General features: G+C 62.5%; 15 protein-coding genes and 1 pseudogene. 7 read left to right on the top strand and 9 right to left on the bottom strand.

Going from position 1 to position 14,237, the window contains the following annotated elements:
- Positions 1-53: 53 nt before the first annotated feature.
- Positions 54-833 (bottom strand): ABC transporter substrate-binding protein, encoded by a 780-nt coding sequence (locus ACB037_RS00690; RefSeq protein WP_319873304.1) that lies wholly within the window; start codon positions 831-833, stop codon positions 54-56.
- Positions 834-898: 65 nt separating this feature from the next.
- On the opposite strand from ACB037_RS00690, the gene ACB037_RS00695 reads away from it, so the two are divergent.
- Positions 899-1,222, top strand: a complete 324-nt coding sequence (locus ACB037_RS00695) for a hypothetical protein (RefSeq protein ID WP_029314324.1) — start codon at positions 899-901, stop codon at positions 1,220-1,222.
- Positions 1,219-1,829, top strand: a pseudogene (locus tag ACB037_RS00700) (ACP phosphodiesterase). Before ACB037_RS00695 ends, ACB037_RS00700 begins: the two are co-directional and overlap by 4 nt.
- Before the next feature lie 38 nt (positions 1,830-1,867).
- Here ACB037_RS00700 and ACB037_RS00705 read toward each other — a convergent pair.
- From ACB037_RS00705 to arsC, 3 genes are all read right to left on the bottom strand, one after another.
- Complete coding sequence (locus tag ACB037_RS00705; protein ID WP_371174767.1) at positions 1,868-2,938, bottom strand: linear amide C-N hydrolase; 1,071 nt, start codon at positions 2,936-2,938, stop codon at positions 1,868-1,870.
- Between the two features lie 248 nt (positions 2,939-3,186).
- Positions 3,187-3,561, bottom strand: a complete 375-nt coding sequence (locus ACB037_RS00710; RefSeq protein WP_010674261.1) for a DUF2069 domain-containing protein — start codon at positions 3,559-3,561, stop codon at positions 3,187-3,189.
- Complete coding sequence (gene arsC, locus ACB037_RS00715; RefSeq protein ID WP_010674260.1) at positions 3,558-3,908, bottom strand: arsenate reductase (glutaredoxin); 351 nt, start codon at positions 3,906-3,908, stop codon at positions 3,558-3,560. The genes ACB037_RS00710 and arsC overlap by 4 nt, the downstream gene beginning before the upstream one ends.
- Before the next feature lie 60 nt (positions 3,909-3,968).
- Here arsC and ACB037_RS00720 point away from each other — a divergent pair, with 60 nt between their 5' ends.
- Complete coding sequence (locus tag ACB037_RS00720) at positions 3,969-4,448, top strand: TlpA disulfide reductase family protein (protein WP_371174768.1); 480 nt, start codon at positions 3,969-3,971, stop codon at positions 4,446-4,448.
- Between the two features lie 133 nt (positions 4,449-4,581).
- On the opposite strand, the gene ACB037_RS00725 is transcribed toward ACB037_RS00720, so the two are convergent.
- Entirely contained in the window at positions 4,582-6,036 is a 1,455-nt protein-coding gene (locus ACB037_RS00725) for a M48 family metalloprotease (RefSeq protein WP_223918331.1), read from the bottom strand.
- 127 nt (positions 6,037-6,163) lie between these two features.
- Between ACB037_RS00725 and ACB037_RS00730 the strand changes: the two genes are divergently transcribed.
- The 3 genes from ACB037_RS00730 to ACB037_RS00740 all read left to right on the top strand — a co-directional run bounded on the left by ACB037_RS00730 (position 6,164) and on the right by ACB037_RS00740 (position 8,504).
- The gene (locus ACB037_RS00730) at positions 6,164-6,457 is read left to right on the top strand and encodes a sulfurtransferase TusA family protein (protein WP_201956446.1); all 294 of its coding nucleotides are present in this window, start codon (positions 6,164-6,166) and stop codon (positions 6,455-6,457) included.
- Complete coding sequence (locus ACB037_RS00735) at positions 6,451-7,521, top strand: AI-2E family transporter (RefSeq protein ID WP_039038634.1); 1,071 nt, start codon at positions 6,451-6,453, stop codon at positions 7,519-7,521. Before ACB037_RS00730 ends, ACB037_RS00735 begins: the two co-directional genes overlap by 7 nt.
- Positions 7,522-7,694: 173 nt before the next feature.
- The gene (locus ACB037_RS00740; protein ID WP_371174769.1) at positions 7,695-8,504 is read left to right on the top strand and encodes a MipA/OmpV family protein; all 810 of its coding nucleotides are present in this window, start codon (positions 7,695-7,697) and stop codon (positions 8,502-8,504) included.
- Positions 8,505-8,570: 66 nt separating this feature from the next.
- Here ACB037_RS00740 and ACB037_RS00745 read toward each other — a convergent pair whose 3' ends face one another.
- Entirely contained in the window at positions 8,571-9,377 is an 807-nt protein-coding gene (locus ACB037_RS00745) for an alpha/beta fold hydrolase (RefSeq protein WP_371174770.1), read from the bottom strand.
- Between the two features lie 118 nt (positions 9,378-9,495).
- Here ACB037_RS00745 and ppk2 point away from each other — a divergent pair, with 118 nt between their 5' ends.
- On the top strand, positions 9,496-10,326 hold the full coding sequence (gene ppk2 / locus ACB037_RS00750) for a polyphosphate kinase 2 (RefSeq protein WP_010674253.1): 831 nt from the start codon (positions 9,496-9,498) through the stop codon (positions 10,324-10,326).
- 127 nt (positions 10,327-10,453) lie between these two features.
- Here ppk2 and ACB037_RS00755 read toward each other — a convergent pair whose 3' ends face one another.
- The 3 genes from ACB037_RS00755 to malF all read right to left on the bottom strand — a co-directional run bounded on the left by ACB037_RS00755 (position 10,454) and on the right by malF (position 14,219).
- Complete coding sequence (locus ACB037_RS00755; RefSeq protein WP_041212788.1) at positions 10,454-11,590, bottom strand: ABC transporter ATP-binding protein; 1,137 nt, start codon at positions 11,588-11,590, stop codon at positions 10,454-10,456.
- Between the two features lie 70 nt (positions 11,591-11,660).
- Entirely contained in the window at positions 11,661-12,551 is an 891-nt protein-coding gene (gene malG / locus ACB037_RS00760) for a maltose ABC transporter permease MalG (RefSeq protein WP_010674251.1), read from the bottom strand.
- 12 nt (positions 12,552-12,563) lie between these two features.
- On the bottom strand, positions 12,564-14,219 hold the full coding sequence (gene malF / locus ACB037_RS00765; RefSeq protein WP_039038629.1) for a maltose ABC transporter permease MalF: 1,656 nt from the start codon (positions 14,217-14,219) through the stop codon (positions 12,564-12,566).
- Positions 14,220-14,237 lie beyond the last annotated feature (18 nt).

Here is a 14,237-nt window from a genome sequence, read left to right on the forward strand (position 1 = left end):
CTCTCCTTGCTGCATGAAAAAGGAGGGAGCAGGCACCCTCCGACTGTTACCCATCAACCGCCATAGATATCGTACTTGAAGTACTTCCGGTTGATCTCCTGATACTTGCCGTTGGCGCGCAGGGCCTTGATGGCGTCGTTCAGCCTGGCCCTGAGATCCGGATCCCCCTTGCGCACCGCGATCCCCATGCCGTCGCCAAACCATTGACGGTCGGTCAGGGCCGGCCCCACATAGTCGAACTTGTCGCCCCCTTCCTTGCCAAGCAACCCCTGTTCGATGGCCGAGGCGTCGGCCAGCAGGGCCAGCACCCGTCCCGCCTTCAGGTCGAGGTAGGCTTCATCGGCACTGCCGTAACGCACTATGGTGACGCTGGAGCCGAAGTTGTCGGTCAGGTACTTGTCGTGGGTGGTGGCCCGCTGCACGCCGATGCGCTTGCCCGCCATCCCTTCCGGCGTCAGCGTCAGTTCGGTGCCCCTGGCCGCCACGAAGCGGTTGGGAATGTGGGCATATTTCTCGGTGAAGTCGACCTTCTTGCGCCGCTCGTCGGTGATCGACATGGCAGCGATGATGGCGTCGTACTTGCGCGACAGCAGGGCCGGGATCATGCCGTCCCAATCCTGGGCCACCAGTTCGCACCTGACGGCCATCTGCTGGCACAGGGCGTTGGCAAGATCGATGTCAAATCCCTTGATCTCTCCGGACGCATCGGTCCATGAGAAGGGTGGATAGGCCCCCTCCATGCCAAAGCGTACCGTCTTCCACTCCTTGGCGGTGACGGGGGTGGCGAGCAGACAGGCAGCAACAAGGACTGACAGGGTCAGTGTGGTCTTCATCGTAAGTACTCCATTACATAAAATGCGCACAGGCGCGGTCAAGGCATCGCAGGCAGAGGCAAGCGATGGCCAACAAACGGCAAATTGCAGATGAGCGGGATTACGCCGCCATGGGCGTCAATGAACTGCTCCGGGGCCTCGACCTATTCGTCGAACCACTCGGAGAGATAGAAAGGCTTGAAGTAGAAGGCCAGAAAAAAGCCTCTGGCTTTGCGCATCATGGTGATTTGTCGCGTCCTGTGACAAAGATGGCAAGCACCTTACCACGCCTCAAATTTGCCCGGCAAGGGGACTTGGGGATGAAACATCCTGCCCATGGTCAATCCGGCCACGATTCGTTAGGCTCGGATCACCCGTTCACGCCCAGGCACGCGAGCCCCATCCCATGAATTTTCTCGCCCACCTCCATCTGGCGGCCCATACCGGCAGCTCCCTCACCGGCAACCTGCTGGGGGACTTCATCAAGGGCCCGCTGCCGACGGGTCTGGCTGACCACTTCGACGAGGGGATCTGGCTGCACCGCAAGATAGACGCCTTCACCGATGCCCACCCGGCCCATCGGGCCGCCGTGGCGAGCTTCGCCCCCCCTGGCGCCGCTTCGGCGGCATTGTGGTGGACATGCTCTACGATCACTGGCTCAGCCAGCACTGGCAGAGGTTCAGCGCAGCCCCCCTGCCCCGCTTTCTGGCGCAGAGTTATGGTCAACTTCTCCTGGATCATCACAGCCTGCCACAGGGCCTGCCGATGGCCCTGCGGCGCATGGCCGAGCAGGACTGGCTGGCCTCCTACCAGTACCGGGAAGGGGTGGGGGCGGCCCTCAACGGCATCGGTCGTCGGCTGCGCCGCCCCGTGCCGCTCGGGGAGGCGCTCGACGCCCTGGATCAGGCTCGCTGGACCGAGGCCGAGCACGCCTTCCTGCACTTCTACCCGGAGCTGATGCGCTTTTGCGAGGCGCAGATCGCCGCCCACCGCACTGCCACCTCATCCCCACCATAAAAAACGCCCCGAGCGGGGCGTTGTCATCAAAGGAACGCTCAGGCCTTGGGGCTGGCCGGCAGGAAGCGAAACGCCTTGGCCGGGACGAATTTCTCCGCCGTCTCCCCCGCATAGAGCTGCTGCTCGGTCAGGGGCAACTTGCGCACCGGGGCCCCCGCAGTGAGATCCAGCTTGTCCATGCTCACCCAGAAGGTGTTGGGCAGATGGGTCAGCTCGAAGAAATAGCGGCGATGCTGCTGATCCGCCACGCTGCGCCACAGGGTGGTGGAGATGTTGGGCTGATCCGGGGTGCTGATCCCCATGGGTACCGAGACGTTGCGCATCACGCTCATCACCCCGGCTACCGCCTCGTTGGCCTGGTCGGTCTTTGGCAGGGTCTTGATGTAGAAGGAGGCGCGGGCAAAACGGTCCGCCGAGCGGTTGGTGCCGGGCAGCATGGTGAGACCGCCAATCTCCTCCCAGTAGTCGTTGAGGGCCAGTTGCTTGTCAAAGGTCGGCGAGTTGGTCATCACCTGATAGCTGCGGTCGTGGTAGATCTGCAGCTTGCCCCCCACGTACTGGAAGATGGCGGAATCGCCGCTCGCATCGGAGAGGGAGAGGTGCAGCTGGCCCGGCTTGCCATCCGGGGTCAGGGTGGTCACCACATAGAACTCATCTCTGGAGAGGGCCTCGACCGCCTCGGCCACGGTGGCGAAGTTGTCCAGCGCATACTGGGCCCAGAGCGAGATGGAGAGAGTCTTGCGCGGATCCTTGTCGCTCGGGGTCACATACTCGGACTCGGTCAGATAGAGGAGGTTGGCCACCAGCCCCTTCTCGTTCATGCCGTCGGCGGTGCCCGCATCGAAGCCTGCCGCCACCACGGAGCCGTAGCGCGACGTCCACGTCATGGAGTGCGCACCTGCCTCCCCTTCCCGCGCGATGCCACGGGGCAGCGCCCAGAGATTGGTCGGCATGGCGCTGCGCCAGTCCATGGTACGACCGGTCACCACCAGCGCTCCCTCCCCCTGATAGACGGCGCGGGTACAGGCATCGGCGAGGGAACTGACGGAGAGGGAGACGGTCAGGGCCAGCAGGGTCTTGTGCAACAGGAGGGAACGCAGGATTGTCATATGGATCACTCGAGTCTGGTGAAAACACAAGCATACCCCTTTTTGCATAACAGGGGCTGACTGAGGCTGGCAAACCAGATGGCAGATCTGTCAACAGAGGTACTGCCCTGCCAATCAGCGATCAATATTCATAAATTAATCAAAGAGATAAGCAAGCCACTTCGGGGCGATACCGCCAGATGCCATTCGCTGGCTTGCGTCGGTTTCAGACACATACCCTGCCCGCCAGCAGGCGGACAGGGAGGGGCTCAGCCTTCCTTCTTGCGGATACTCAGCCCCAGCTCGCGGCCGCGCAGGCGGGCATAATAGATGGTGCCCACAAACGCCAGGGTGGTGAGCACCAGCTCCACCACCGCCAGCCACCGCTCCCCCTCATCCGTGGTGATCAGGGTCAGGGCGTGCAGGAAGTAGGGCATCAGCACGAAATTGCCCCAGGCGTGGGTGTAGGGATTGCCCTGCACTATGCCCTTGAGGGGGAAGAGCAGCGGCACCGTCCAGATCACCGGCAACAGCCAGGGGTTGAGGTCCGGGTGGGGCGAGAGCCACAGGTGCCAGAGCAGCACCCAGGCCAGCAGGCCGAAAAAACCGGCCAGGGTCAGCAGGCGAGCGAAGCGGGTGCTCACTTGAGGATCTCCAGCACCTGCTCGGGCGGACGACCTATGCGGGCCTGCCCATTCTTGATGACAATGGGGCGCTCGATGAGCTTGGGATGCTGGTGCATGGCACGAATGAGGTCATCGCCGCTCACCTCGCCGAGCCCCAGCTCCTTGTAGAGATCTTCCTTGGTGCGCATCAGCTGTCGGGGATCCGTGAAGCCAAGCTGACTCAGGAGGGTGCGGATCTGTGCCTCACTCGGGGCCTGCTCCAGATAGAGCACCACCTCGGGGGCGACCCCGTGCTGTTCCAGCAAGGCCAGGGTTTCACGGCTCTTGGAGCAGCGCGGATTGTGGTAGATTTGGGTCTCGCTCATGATAACTCCCTGATTAATCGCAAGATGGGACAAGAAATGGCGCTATTGTAGGGGAAACGGATGGTCAGGGTAAGCGGGAAGGCTATGGAAATGAAACGGATCTGTTGGCTGATTGTGGCAACCCTGCTGGGGGCCTGCAGCCCGGCACCCGACTTCACCGACGGCGCGGGAAAGAAGGTCAGCCTCGCGGATCTCGGTGGCAAGCCGCTGCTGGTCAACTACTTCGCCCCCTGGTGCGCCCCCTGCCTGCGGGAGATGCCCCTGCTGGCAACATTGCACCAGGAAGGTCAGATCCGGGTGATCGCCATCAACTATGACCCCGCCTCCCCCGCCGAACTGACCGAGCTGGCACGGCGCCACGCCATCAGGGTTCCCCTGATGATCCCGGATGACGACGCCCGCCTCCCGTTCCCAAGGCCCGGGGCGCTGCCCACCAGCTATCTGCTCGATGCCAGGGGCACGCTGCTGGAGACCCTGCTGGGGGAGCTGGACGAGCAGAAGATAGGCGAGATGAAACGCCGCCTGGTGAGCGCCCCATAGCAGAGCCATCCATCACATTCATTTCTTCATCATCAAGATGCGTTGAAACCGATGAAAGGCCCTATTTTAGCCTGCAAAACAAGGCGGGGTGCCCCCAAAGGAGCACCCCGCCTGCCATCAACCCGCTCCGGACTCAGCCCTTGAGGCTGTCCAGATCCTTCTTGGCCCGCTCCAGCTGGGTGATGCGCGCCTCGATGCGGGCCAGGGTCAGCTTGTCGCTGGTGGTGCCCCGGGCCACGATCAGTTCGTCGATGGCCGCCTGGTAGTCCCCGCGCAGGGAAAGGGTCTCCGCCCGTGCCATGTGCAGGTCCGTCATTCTGCCCGCCTTGCGGTAGGCGTCAGACAGCAGGCTCCAGGCCAGGCTGTTCTCGTCGTGCTCCCGGGCATAAGGGTCCAGGATGGCGATGGACTTCTTGTAGTTCCCCCCCTCCAGATAGGCGTTGCCGAGGTTCACCACCACCACCTCGTTGTCCGGCATCCGGGTGCGGAAGCGCTCCAGTCTGGCGATGGCCTGGGCGCTGCGCCCCTTGGCGAGATCGATGTCGGTCAGGGCATCCACCACGAAGAGATCCTCCGGGTGACGGGTCGCCAGCTCCTGCATCAGGGTGTCGGCCTCATCGGTGCGCTTGAGCTGCAACAGGGCCAGCGCCTTGCCATAGATGGCGGCATCCTTGAGGGGGTAATCCCCCTTCTGCAGGCGGCTGTCGAAGTAGGTGAGCAGCGCCTGGGGCGTCTCGGTGCCATAGCGCACCTGGATGCGCACCTTGGCCAGCCAGAAGTCCAGGCTCGGCGGCAGGGCGCGCGCGCCATAGCTCCCGGCCCGGGCACGGGCTTCGCTGATCCGGGTCTCCGGCAGGGGGTGAGTCAGCAGCATCTCCGGCGGCTTGCTGGCATAGCGGTACTCCGCCGCCAGCTTCTGGAAGAAGTTGGCCATGCCCATGGGATCGAACCCGGCGTCATACAGCGTCTTCATGCCGATGCGATCCGCCTCGTATTCGTTGTCCCGGGTGTAGTTGATGGCCGACTGCATCGACAAACCAAGCGTGGTCTGCAAGGCCGCGATGCCGGCGGTGGGGTTGATCACCGCGAGTGCAATGGAGCCCACCAGGCCGGCCAGGGTCATGGCGGAGCTGCTCGCCTGTGCCTCCATGTAACGGGCGATGTGACGCTGGGTCACGTGGGTGATTTCGTGGGCCAGTACCGAGGCCAGCTCGCTCTCGCTCTCGGCGTAGAGGAAGAGGCCGGTGTGCACCTTGACCCGGCCACCGAGGAAGGCCGCCGCGTTGATGCTGGGATCGTTGATGAGGAAGAAGGTGAACGGGAAGCGCACCCCGTCGGCATTGGTCAGCAGCCGCTGGCCCAGATCGTCGATGTATTCGTTGAGCACGGGGTCATCGATGATGGGCAGGCCCGCCCGGGCAAAACGCATGAAGGCGTTGCCGTAGCGCACCTCCTGCTCGATGGGCAGTGCGGCGACCCCGGCGGTACCGATGTCGGGCAACTGGTTGCTCCCCTGGGCGTGGAAGGTCGCCCCCATCAGGGTGACCAACAGGGGAAGCGATGCTATCAGGGGGGAAAAACGTGCCACGTTATCTCTATCTCCAATCAGACCCCAGCGGGCATCGGCAGAATACCCTTGCCATTCAAGGCCCACAAGCGTTGTTTCATCCTCTCATCACGGCCATAATGACCGCCACGCACGCGATGGAGTTCTCATGGAACAGCTCGACCTGACCCCCTGGCGTTGTCCCGAGCCCCTCATCCGGCTCAAGCTCTGGTTGCGCCAGGCCCGGCCCGGTCAATCCGTGTGCATCCAGCTCGGGGATGCAGGCTCCCGGCAGGACATTCCCGCCTATCTGCGCCGTCAGGGTCACCATGTCCAGACCCGGGAAGAGTCAGCTGCCCGCCTCTCCCTGCTGCTCGTCGTTGCCCGTCCCCCCCGGGACGCCCTGCTCGCCCCCGAGCCCATGCCACCCCGTGAGCCGCCATCAAGGAAGCCTCGATGTTAGATGTATTGAAGCGCTGGTATCAGACCCGTTTTTCCGACCCCGATGCCGTCACCCTCTTCCTGCTGCTGGTCTTCTGCTTTGCCGTGCTCTGGCTGTTTGGGGATCTGCTGGCACCGCTGCTGGTGGCCCTGGTGATGGCCTATCTGCTGGAGTGGCCGGTGAGTCGCCTGCAACGAGGCGGCCTCTCTCGCACCGTCGCTACCAGCCTGGTCCTGCTGCTGTTCATCACGGTGACGACCCTGATGCTGCTGGGCCTCATCCCGACGCTGGTGAGCCAGGGGGTCAACCTGGCCAAGGAGGCCCCCGCCATGCTGGCCCATGCCCAGGACTATGTCCGCACCCTGCCGGAAAAATACCCCGAGATCATCGACGTCAGCCTGGTGGAGACCATCATCGACAACATTCGCCAGCGCATCCTGACCGGCGGCGAACAACTGGTGAGCGCCTCTTTGAGCTCCCTCATCAACGTGGTGGCCATCCTCATCTACGCCATCCTGGTGCCCCTGATGGTCTTCTTCATGCTCAAGGACAAACAGGTGCTGATGGGCGGCCTGCGCCGCTTCCTGCCCCGCAACCGCACCCTGGTGAACCGGGTCTGGGTGGAGATGAACGACCAGATCATCAACTACATCCGCGGCAAGGTGATCGAGATCGTCATCGTCGGCATCGCCACCTATGTGCCCTTCGCCCTGATGGGATTGCGCTACTCCGCCCTGCTGGCGGTCGCGGTGGGCTTCTCCGTGCTCATCCCCTATATCGGTGCCGCCGCGGTGACCGTGCCGGTGGCCATGGTGGCCCTGTTCCAGTGGGGGCTGACCCCCGACTTCGCCTGGCTGATGGTGGCCTATCTCGTGATCCAGGCCCTCGACGGCAACCTGCTGGTCCCCCTGCTCTTCTCCGAGGCGGTCAACCTGCACCCGGTGGCCATCATCATCGCCGTGCTGGTGTTTGGCGGTCTGTGGGGCTTTTGGGGCGTCTTCTTCGCCATTCCCCTCGCCACACTGGTCAAAGCGGTGCTCAACGCCTGGCCCAAGCGGGAAGATCTCCCCCGCCCCGCCCCCTGACCCTGGCAAGGGGCGAGGCCGGGTCTCGCCCCTTCCAGATACCGGCCACCAGCAGCACCTCCGTGACGCTGGCTCATGCTTGCCTTGTCGGGTTTAATTGAAAACCGACATCCGTTTGACTTGCTACGCCGGTCTGATTCGTTCCCACGCCCACCCACCGACAAGGATCTGTCATGTCCCCAGTCCCTGCCCTGCGCCATGCCTCTCTGGGTGCCTTTCTGGCACTGCTGTTCTGTTCTCCCGTCCGGGCAGACCTCGATATCGGGGCCCTCAGCGCCTTCTCCAGCGACAGCCCTGACAGCCCCATTCCCAAGGGGCTGGTGCTGGGCGGGGCCGTCATCGGCGGTCAGGCCCGTTACCAGCACCAGGACGATACCCTGATGCCCATCCCGGGGGCCCTCTATTTTGGTGACAACTTGATGTATCTGGGGGATCGGGCCCGCTACTACCTGAGCCGGGATGGCAACCTCTCGACCTATGCCTTCGGCCGGATGCGCTTTGGCAACCTGGACCCGGACGACGATCCCTTCCTCCATGGCATGGAGAAGCGCAAGGGGCAGTTCGAGGCCGGTGTTGGGGCCGATCTCATCACTCCCTACGCCCTCTGGAGCGTGCGGGCCACCACGGATGTGACCGGCACCAGCGACGGTCAGGAGCTGATGCTGTGGGCCAACTTCCCCATCATCCGCGGCCCCCTGCTGCTGATGCCGGGAGCCGGCGTCATGCTGCGCAGCCACAACCTCGCCAACTACTACTTCGGCGGTGTCTCGCAAGACGAAGCGAGGGCGGACAGGCCGGCGTGGAACACGGGCACCACCCTCTCCCCCATGGTCTCCCTCATCGGCAGCTATCGCTTCAGCGCCAACTGGATTGGCGGCTTTGGCATCAACTACGAGCGCTACGACGACGACATCGCGGACAGCCCCATCGTCCAGCATCAGGGAGAACTCTATGCAGGCTTCGGGGTGGGCTACATCTGGTAGCCCCATCCGGACTGGACAACAAAAAAGGAGCCCATGGCTCCTTTTTTACGGCTATCCGGCGCAGCGTCACCCTGCCACTTCGGCGAGAAATTCGGCGAGCGCCTGGTTGATGAACGCGGGGTTCTCCAAGGTCGAGATGTGACCGGCCCCCGGGATCTCCCTGAACGGGCACCCCAGCACCTCGGCCATCAGATACCCCTCCAGCACAGGGCGAGCCTTGTCCTCGCACCCCGTCATCACCAGTGCGGGCAACCTCATCTCTTCGAGCCAGTCGATGCGATCCTCCCGGGTCACGAAGCTGCGCCCCACCGCCACCAGGCTCGCCACCTTGTCGGCGGGCCATTGGGCCAGCCGGGCCTTGAAACCGGCCATCAGGGCCGCGTCCGGTTGATGGGCAAAGAAGAGCGGCGCCACCTGATCGGCGATGGGCGCAGGCACGGCGCCGACCTGTTCGATCATCGCCAGCATGCCGAGATAGCGCTCGCAGGTGATCTGGGGTTCAAGGCCGACGAAGCTGTCCATCAGCACCACTCCCTTGAGGCGAGCAGGCGCCATGCGCGCCAGCTCCACGCCCCACATCCCACCGATGGAGAGCCCCACCAGCACGCACTCGTCGATGCCAAGGGCATCGAGCAGCGCCAGGTGATCCCGGGCCAGGGTCGCCAGGGTGCAGGGCCCCTCGGGCAGCACATCGGAATCCCCGTGACCCCAAAGCTCGGGCACGATGCAGCGATAATGCTCCTTGAGGGCCTCGATTTGCGGTGCCCACATGGCACTGTCCCACAGGTAGCTGTGGCCAAAGAGCAGTGCCGGACCCTGCCCCTCGTCCAGATAGGCCATGCGGCGGCCCGCTATCTCCATAAACTGCTTCATGTTTTCTCCTGTTGCCAGCGGCTGATGAGGCGGCAGTGTAACACGCCACCCTTGGCAGGGGTGTCCGCCTGGTGCAAGCTGGAGAGACTCACAACGAGGAGTCACCAAGGAGAGGATGATGGCCAAGGAAAAGAGCAAGAAACGCCCGCGTCTGGACAAGAAGACCTACGAACATCACCTCGCCCACCTGCAGGAGGAGCTGGTCAAATTGCAGGAGTGGGTCAAGCAGGAGGGGCTCAAAGTGGTGGTGCTGTTCGAGGGGCGCGACGCCGCGGGCAAGGGGGGCGTCATCAAGGCGATCACCGAGCCCCTCAACCCCCGGGTCTGCCGGGTCACCGCCCTGCCCGCCCCCTCGGATCGGGAACGCACCCAGTGGTACTTCCAGCGCTACGTGGCGCACCTGCCCTCGGCGGGCGAGATGGTGCTGTTTGACCGTTCCTGGTACAACCGGGCCGGGGTCGAACGGGTGATGGGCTTTTGCAGCGACGACGAGTATCGCGAATTCCTGCGCGCCTGCCCCGAATTCGAGCGGATGTTGATCCGCTCCGGCATCACCCTCATCAAATACTGGTTCTCGGTCAGCGACGAAGAGCAGGAGAAACGCTTCAAGGAGCGCATCAACACCCCCATCAAGCGCTGGAAATTCAGCCCCATGGATCTGCAATCCCGCTCCCGCTGGGTCGAGTATTCCCGCGCCAAGGATGACATGTTCACCTACACGGATACCGAGGATTGCCCCTGGTTCGTGGTGGACGCCGATGACAAGCGCCGCGCCCGCCTCAACTGCATCTCCCACCTCCTTGGCAAGGTGCCCTACGAGGCGATCCACTACGAGCCCATCACCCTGCCTCCCATCAAGACCGAAGGGTATGAGCGCCCGCCGCTCACCAGCCAGCACTTCGTGCCGGACGTCACCGCCGCCCTCGAGTCAGACAAGCACGGGCAGTGACGGGTTCCGGCCAGCCGCCCCCGCTGGCCGGAACCCGGGCTTCGGATGACGGGCAATAAAAAGCCGGTCTTGCGACCGGCAAAAGGCATTGAACGTATAGAAAGGAAAACCTGGCACTCTCGCCCTCTCAGGCGCGGATATATTTGGCCGTGCGCGGGAACGCCTGCTCTTTGGCATCGAACAGGTAGCAGGCTTCGGCCGGGATGCCGATGCTGTACTCCTGGCCGGTGGCCACGTCGATGTCGGAGCTCGCCTTGACGGTGAAGTCATGACCATCCACGTCCATGTAGACGAAGGATTCTGCCCCCAGGTGTTCGGCTACCTGCACCACGCCGCTCACGCGGCTGTCTGCATGGGCATGACCCAGCGGCACCAGGTGCTCGGGGCGAATGCCCAGCTCCACCTTGTCGCCCACCGCGCCGCGACGGGCATCCACCCGGGCACGCACGGTATCGCCGGAGGTGAGCTTGACCACGCACTCCTGCTCCCCGATCTCCACCAGCTCGCCCGCCAGGAAGTTCATCTTGGGGGAGCCGATGAAGCCTGCCACGAACTTGTTGTCCGGGTTGTGGTAGAGCTCTAGGGGGGTGCCGAACTGCTCCAGGTTGGTGGCCGCCTCGCCCTTGAGCGGGCTCAGCACCACGATGCGGTTGGCTAGCGTCATGGCCTCCACCTGGTCGTGGGTCACGTAGATGATGGTGGAGTTGAGCTCCTTGTGCAGCTTGGCGATCTCGATGCGCATCTTGACCCGCAGGGCGGCGTCGAGATTCGACAGGGGTTCGTCAAACAGGAACACCTGCGGCTGCTGCACGATGGAGCGGCCGATGGCCACCCGCTGACGCTGACCGCCAGAAAGGGCCTTGGGCTTTCTGTCCAGCAGCGGCTCGAGACCCAGGATCTCGGCGGCGCGCATCACCCGCTTGTGGATGTTCTCCTTGTCCATCTTCTTGAGCTTGAGGCCAAAAGCCATGTTCTCGTAGATGTTCATGTGCGGGTAGAGGGCGTAGGACTGGAACACCATGCCCACGTTGCGCTCCACCGGCGGCACGTCGTTCATGTAGCGCCCGCCGATGGTCAGCTCGCCGCTGGTGATGTCTTCCAGACCCGCGATCATCCGAAGCAGGGTGGACTTGCCGCAGCCGGACGGGCCGACGAAGACGATGAACTCCCCTTCCTTGATGTCGAGGTTGATGCTGCGCAGGGTGTCCTTGTGGACAGCCGGGTCGTAATTTTTGCGAACGTTGTTGAGTACTACTTCAGCCATGTCGAGCTCCGCTCTTGAATCTTTGCAAATCGTGATGACGGGGGGAGCCAGCTCCCCCGGCCATGAACCGTTAACCTTTCACGCCGCCTGCGGTCAGACCGCCCACCAGCCAGCGCTGGGCGAGCAGGAAGACGACCGTGATGGGGAAGCCTGACAGCACGGCGGCTGCGGCGAAGTCACCCCACAGGTAGTTCTGCGGATAGAGGTACTGCTGGGCCCCGACCGCCAGGGTCAGATTGTTCACATCCTGCAACAGGATGGAGGCCATGGGCACCTCGGTGATGGAGCCGATGAAGGCCAGGATGAACACCACCGCCAGAATGGGCACCGACAGGGGCAGCAGGATCAGGCGGAACGCCTGCCACGGAGTAGCGCCATCGATGGCCGCCGCCTCCTCCAGGGAAGAGTCGATGGTCTCGAAGTAGCCCTTGATGGTCCAGACGTGCAGGGCAATGCCCCCCATGTAGGCCAGGATCAGGCCGCCGTGGGTGTTGAGACCCAGCCAGGGGATGTAGTCACCGATCTTGTTGAAGAGCGCGTAGATGGCCACCAGTGCCAGCACCGCCGGGAACATCTGGAAGATCAGCATGCCCTGCAGGATGGTGGACTTGCCACGGAACCGCAGACGGGCGAAGGCGTAGGCACAGGTGGTGGAGAGCACCACTATCATCAGGGCGGTGATGCCCGCCACCTTGATGGAGTTCCACAGCCAGGTCAGCACCGGGAACGGCGGCGGCGTGATGCTGCCATCGGCGTTGGTGATGGACATGCCGAGCGCCAGCTTCCAGTGATCCAGGGTCGGATTGGTGGGGATGATCTCCCCCACCGAGAAGTTGCCGTTACGGAACGAGATGGCGATGACCATGATCAGCGGGAAGATGATCAGTGCCAGGAAGCCCCACATCACCAGGTGGGTTGCCCACACCCGGTATTTGACTGATTTGGGTTGTACGATTGCCATGTTGAAGCCTCCTTACAGTTGCTTGTCGGCTTTGGACAATTTCAGGTTGAGCAAGGCCAGCGCACCCACGATGAGGAAGATGGCGGTGGCGATGGCACTGGCCAGACCGTAGTCCTGACCACCCGAGCCCTGGAACGCGATCCGGTAGGTGTAGCTCACCAGCAAGTCGGTGGTCCCGGCCGGCGTGGTGGCCCCGATGATGTCCGGCGCCCCGTTCGTCAACAACTGGATAAGTACGAAGTTGTTGAAGTTGAAGGCAAAGGATGCAATCAACAGCGGTGTCAGCGGCTTCATCAAGAGCGGTACGGTGATCTTGAAGAAGTTCTGTACCGGCCCCGCCCCGTCCATGGCAGACGCCTCGTAGAGATCTTCCGGAATCGCCTTGAGCAGGCCCATGCAGAGGATCATCATGTAGGGGTAACCGAGCCAGGTGTTGACGATGAGGATCATCACCTTGGCCAGGAAGGGATTGGTGTACCAGTCCGGCTTGATGCCGAAGGCCGCTTCCAGGAACAGGTTGATTTCACCGAAGTTCTGGTTGAACAAGCCCTTGAACACCAGGATGGAGATGAACGCCGGTATCGCATAGGGCAGGATCAGCATGACCCGGTAGAAACCACGCCCCCTGAGTTGCTCCCACTGCACCAGACACGCCAACACCATGCCAATCGCCAGGGTGAACGCCACCGAACAGGCGGAGAAGATCACGGTCCAGACGAAGATCTGCATGAAGGGACTCTGGATACCCGGGTCCGTCATGATGCGCATGAAGTTTTTCCAACCCACGCTCACCACGAAACCGGGGGCAACGCCCTTGCCGACGAAGTGACCTTCCGCATCGATGTACTGGTAGAAGCCGGTATCACCGTTGGGCAGCATCAGCTCGCCGCTCTGGTTGTCACGCAGCAGGTTACTGTCCTTGATCATGACGCCGGACTTGAGTACGGCGCCGTCGACCAGCTGGGTATAGAGCTGTTTCTGGGCGGCGAACTTGCGCAGGCTGCTCAGGGTCAGATGGATATTGCCTTCGGGCAGTACCACATCCAGGGCACTCAGGTGGGTGCGGTGATCGACGATGGCACGAATGGGTGCCGCCTCGCCGACCATGGCCCCGTCCAGAGGCTGCAACTGAACAACCTGGGGCTCGTCACGGACCCGTCCTTCACGGACGGCCAGGGTACGCGCCTTGTTGTTCAGCAAGGTAAGGGGTTGACTGATAAAGGATTGGTCGTCCTGTTTCAGCAACAGCTGAAACTGATTGTTCTCACCACCCAGGAGGGTGAAATCGAATTCACCGCCGGTCACCTTGTAGGTTTTTTTCAGATGGTAATCCCGTGCCTGCTCAAGGGAGAGCAAGTTGGATCCCGAATAGTTGGTGAAGGCGATGCCGATCGTGTAGGCAAGAGGGAAGATGATAAAAACAACCATGCCTGCCACACCGGGGAAAATATAACGGTGGGCATAGGTCTTCTTGTTCATGAAGACATAGAGACCGACGGATACGACCACCAGATCGAGCAGGGCAAATACCCACTCGCCGCTGGCATACATCATCACGGCCGCATAACCATTAAGCACTGCGATCAGTGCCGCCATGGTCCATTTCAGCCAGACGTACTTGTCTTTCTTCGGACCGGCATAGGATTCGATAGAAGGTACTACTTCCATGCCAATTAACCTTTATTG

The organism is Aeromonas sp. S19(2024) (genome assembly GCF_041402625.1).
GTDB lineage: Bacteria > Pseudomonadota > Gammaproteobacteria > Enterobacterales > Aeromonadaceae > Aeromonas > Aeromonas caviae.

Excerpts from the sequence above, each read along its gene's own strand:
- ACB037_RS00690 (WP_319873304.1), bottom strand. The coding sequence starts at position 833 with ATGAAGACCACACTGACCCTGTCAGTCCTTGTTGCTGCCTGTCTGCTC.
- ACB037_RS00695 (WP_029314324.1), top strand. The coding sequence starts at position 899 with ATGGCCAACAAACGGCAAATTGCAGATGAGCGGGATTACGCCGCCATG.
- ACB037_RS00705 (WP_371174767.1), bottom strand. The coding sequence starts at position 2,938 with ATGACAATCCTGCGTTCCCTCCTGTTGCACAAGACCCTGCTGGCCCTG.
- arsC (WP_010674260.1), bottom strand. The coding sequence starts at position 3,908 with ATGAGCGAGACCCAAATCTACCACAATCCGCGCTGCTCCAAGAGCCGT.
- ACB037_RS00720 (WP_371174768.1), top strand. The coding sequence starts at position 3,969 with ATGGTCAGGGTAAGCGGGAAGGCTATGGAAATGAAACGGATCTGTTGG.
- ACB037_RS00730 (WP_201956446.1), top strand. The coding sequence starts at position 6,164 with ATGGAACAGCTCGACCTGACCCCCTGGCGTTGTCCCGAGCCCCTCATC.
- ACB037_RS00735 (WP_039038634.1), top strand. The coding sequence starts at position 6,451 with ATGTTAGATGTATTGAAGCGCTGGTATCAGACCCGTTTTTCCGACCCC.
- ACB037_RS00740 (WP_371174769.1), top strand. The coding sequence starts at position 7,695 with ATGTCCCCAGTCCCTGCCCTGCGCCATGCCTCTCTGGGTGCCTTTCTG.
- ACB037_RS00745 (WP_371174770.1), bottom strand. The coding sequence starts at position 9,377 with ATGAAGCAGTTTATGGAGATAGCGGGCCGCCGCATGGCCTATCTGGAC.
- ppk2 (WP_010674253.1), top strand. The coding sequence starts at position 9,496 with ATGGCCAAGGAAAAGAGCAAGAAACGCCCGCGTCTGGACAAGAAGACC.
- ACB037_RS00755 (WP_041212788.1), bottom strand. The coding sequence starts at position 11,590 with ATGGCTGAAGTAGTACTCAACAACGTTCGCAAAAATTACGACCCGGCT.
- malG (WP_010674251.1), bottom strand. The coding sequence starts at position 12,551 with ATGGCAATCGTACAACCCAAATCAGTCAAATACCGGGTGTGGGCAACC.
- malF (WP_039038629.1), bottom strand. The coding sequence starts at position 14,219 with ATGGAAGTAGTACCTTCTATCGAATCCTATGCCGGTCCGAAGAAAGAC.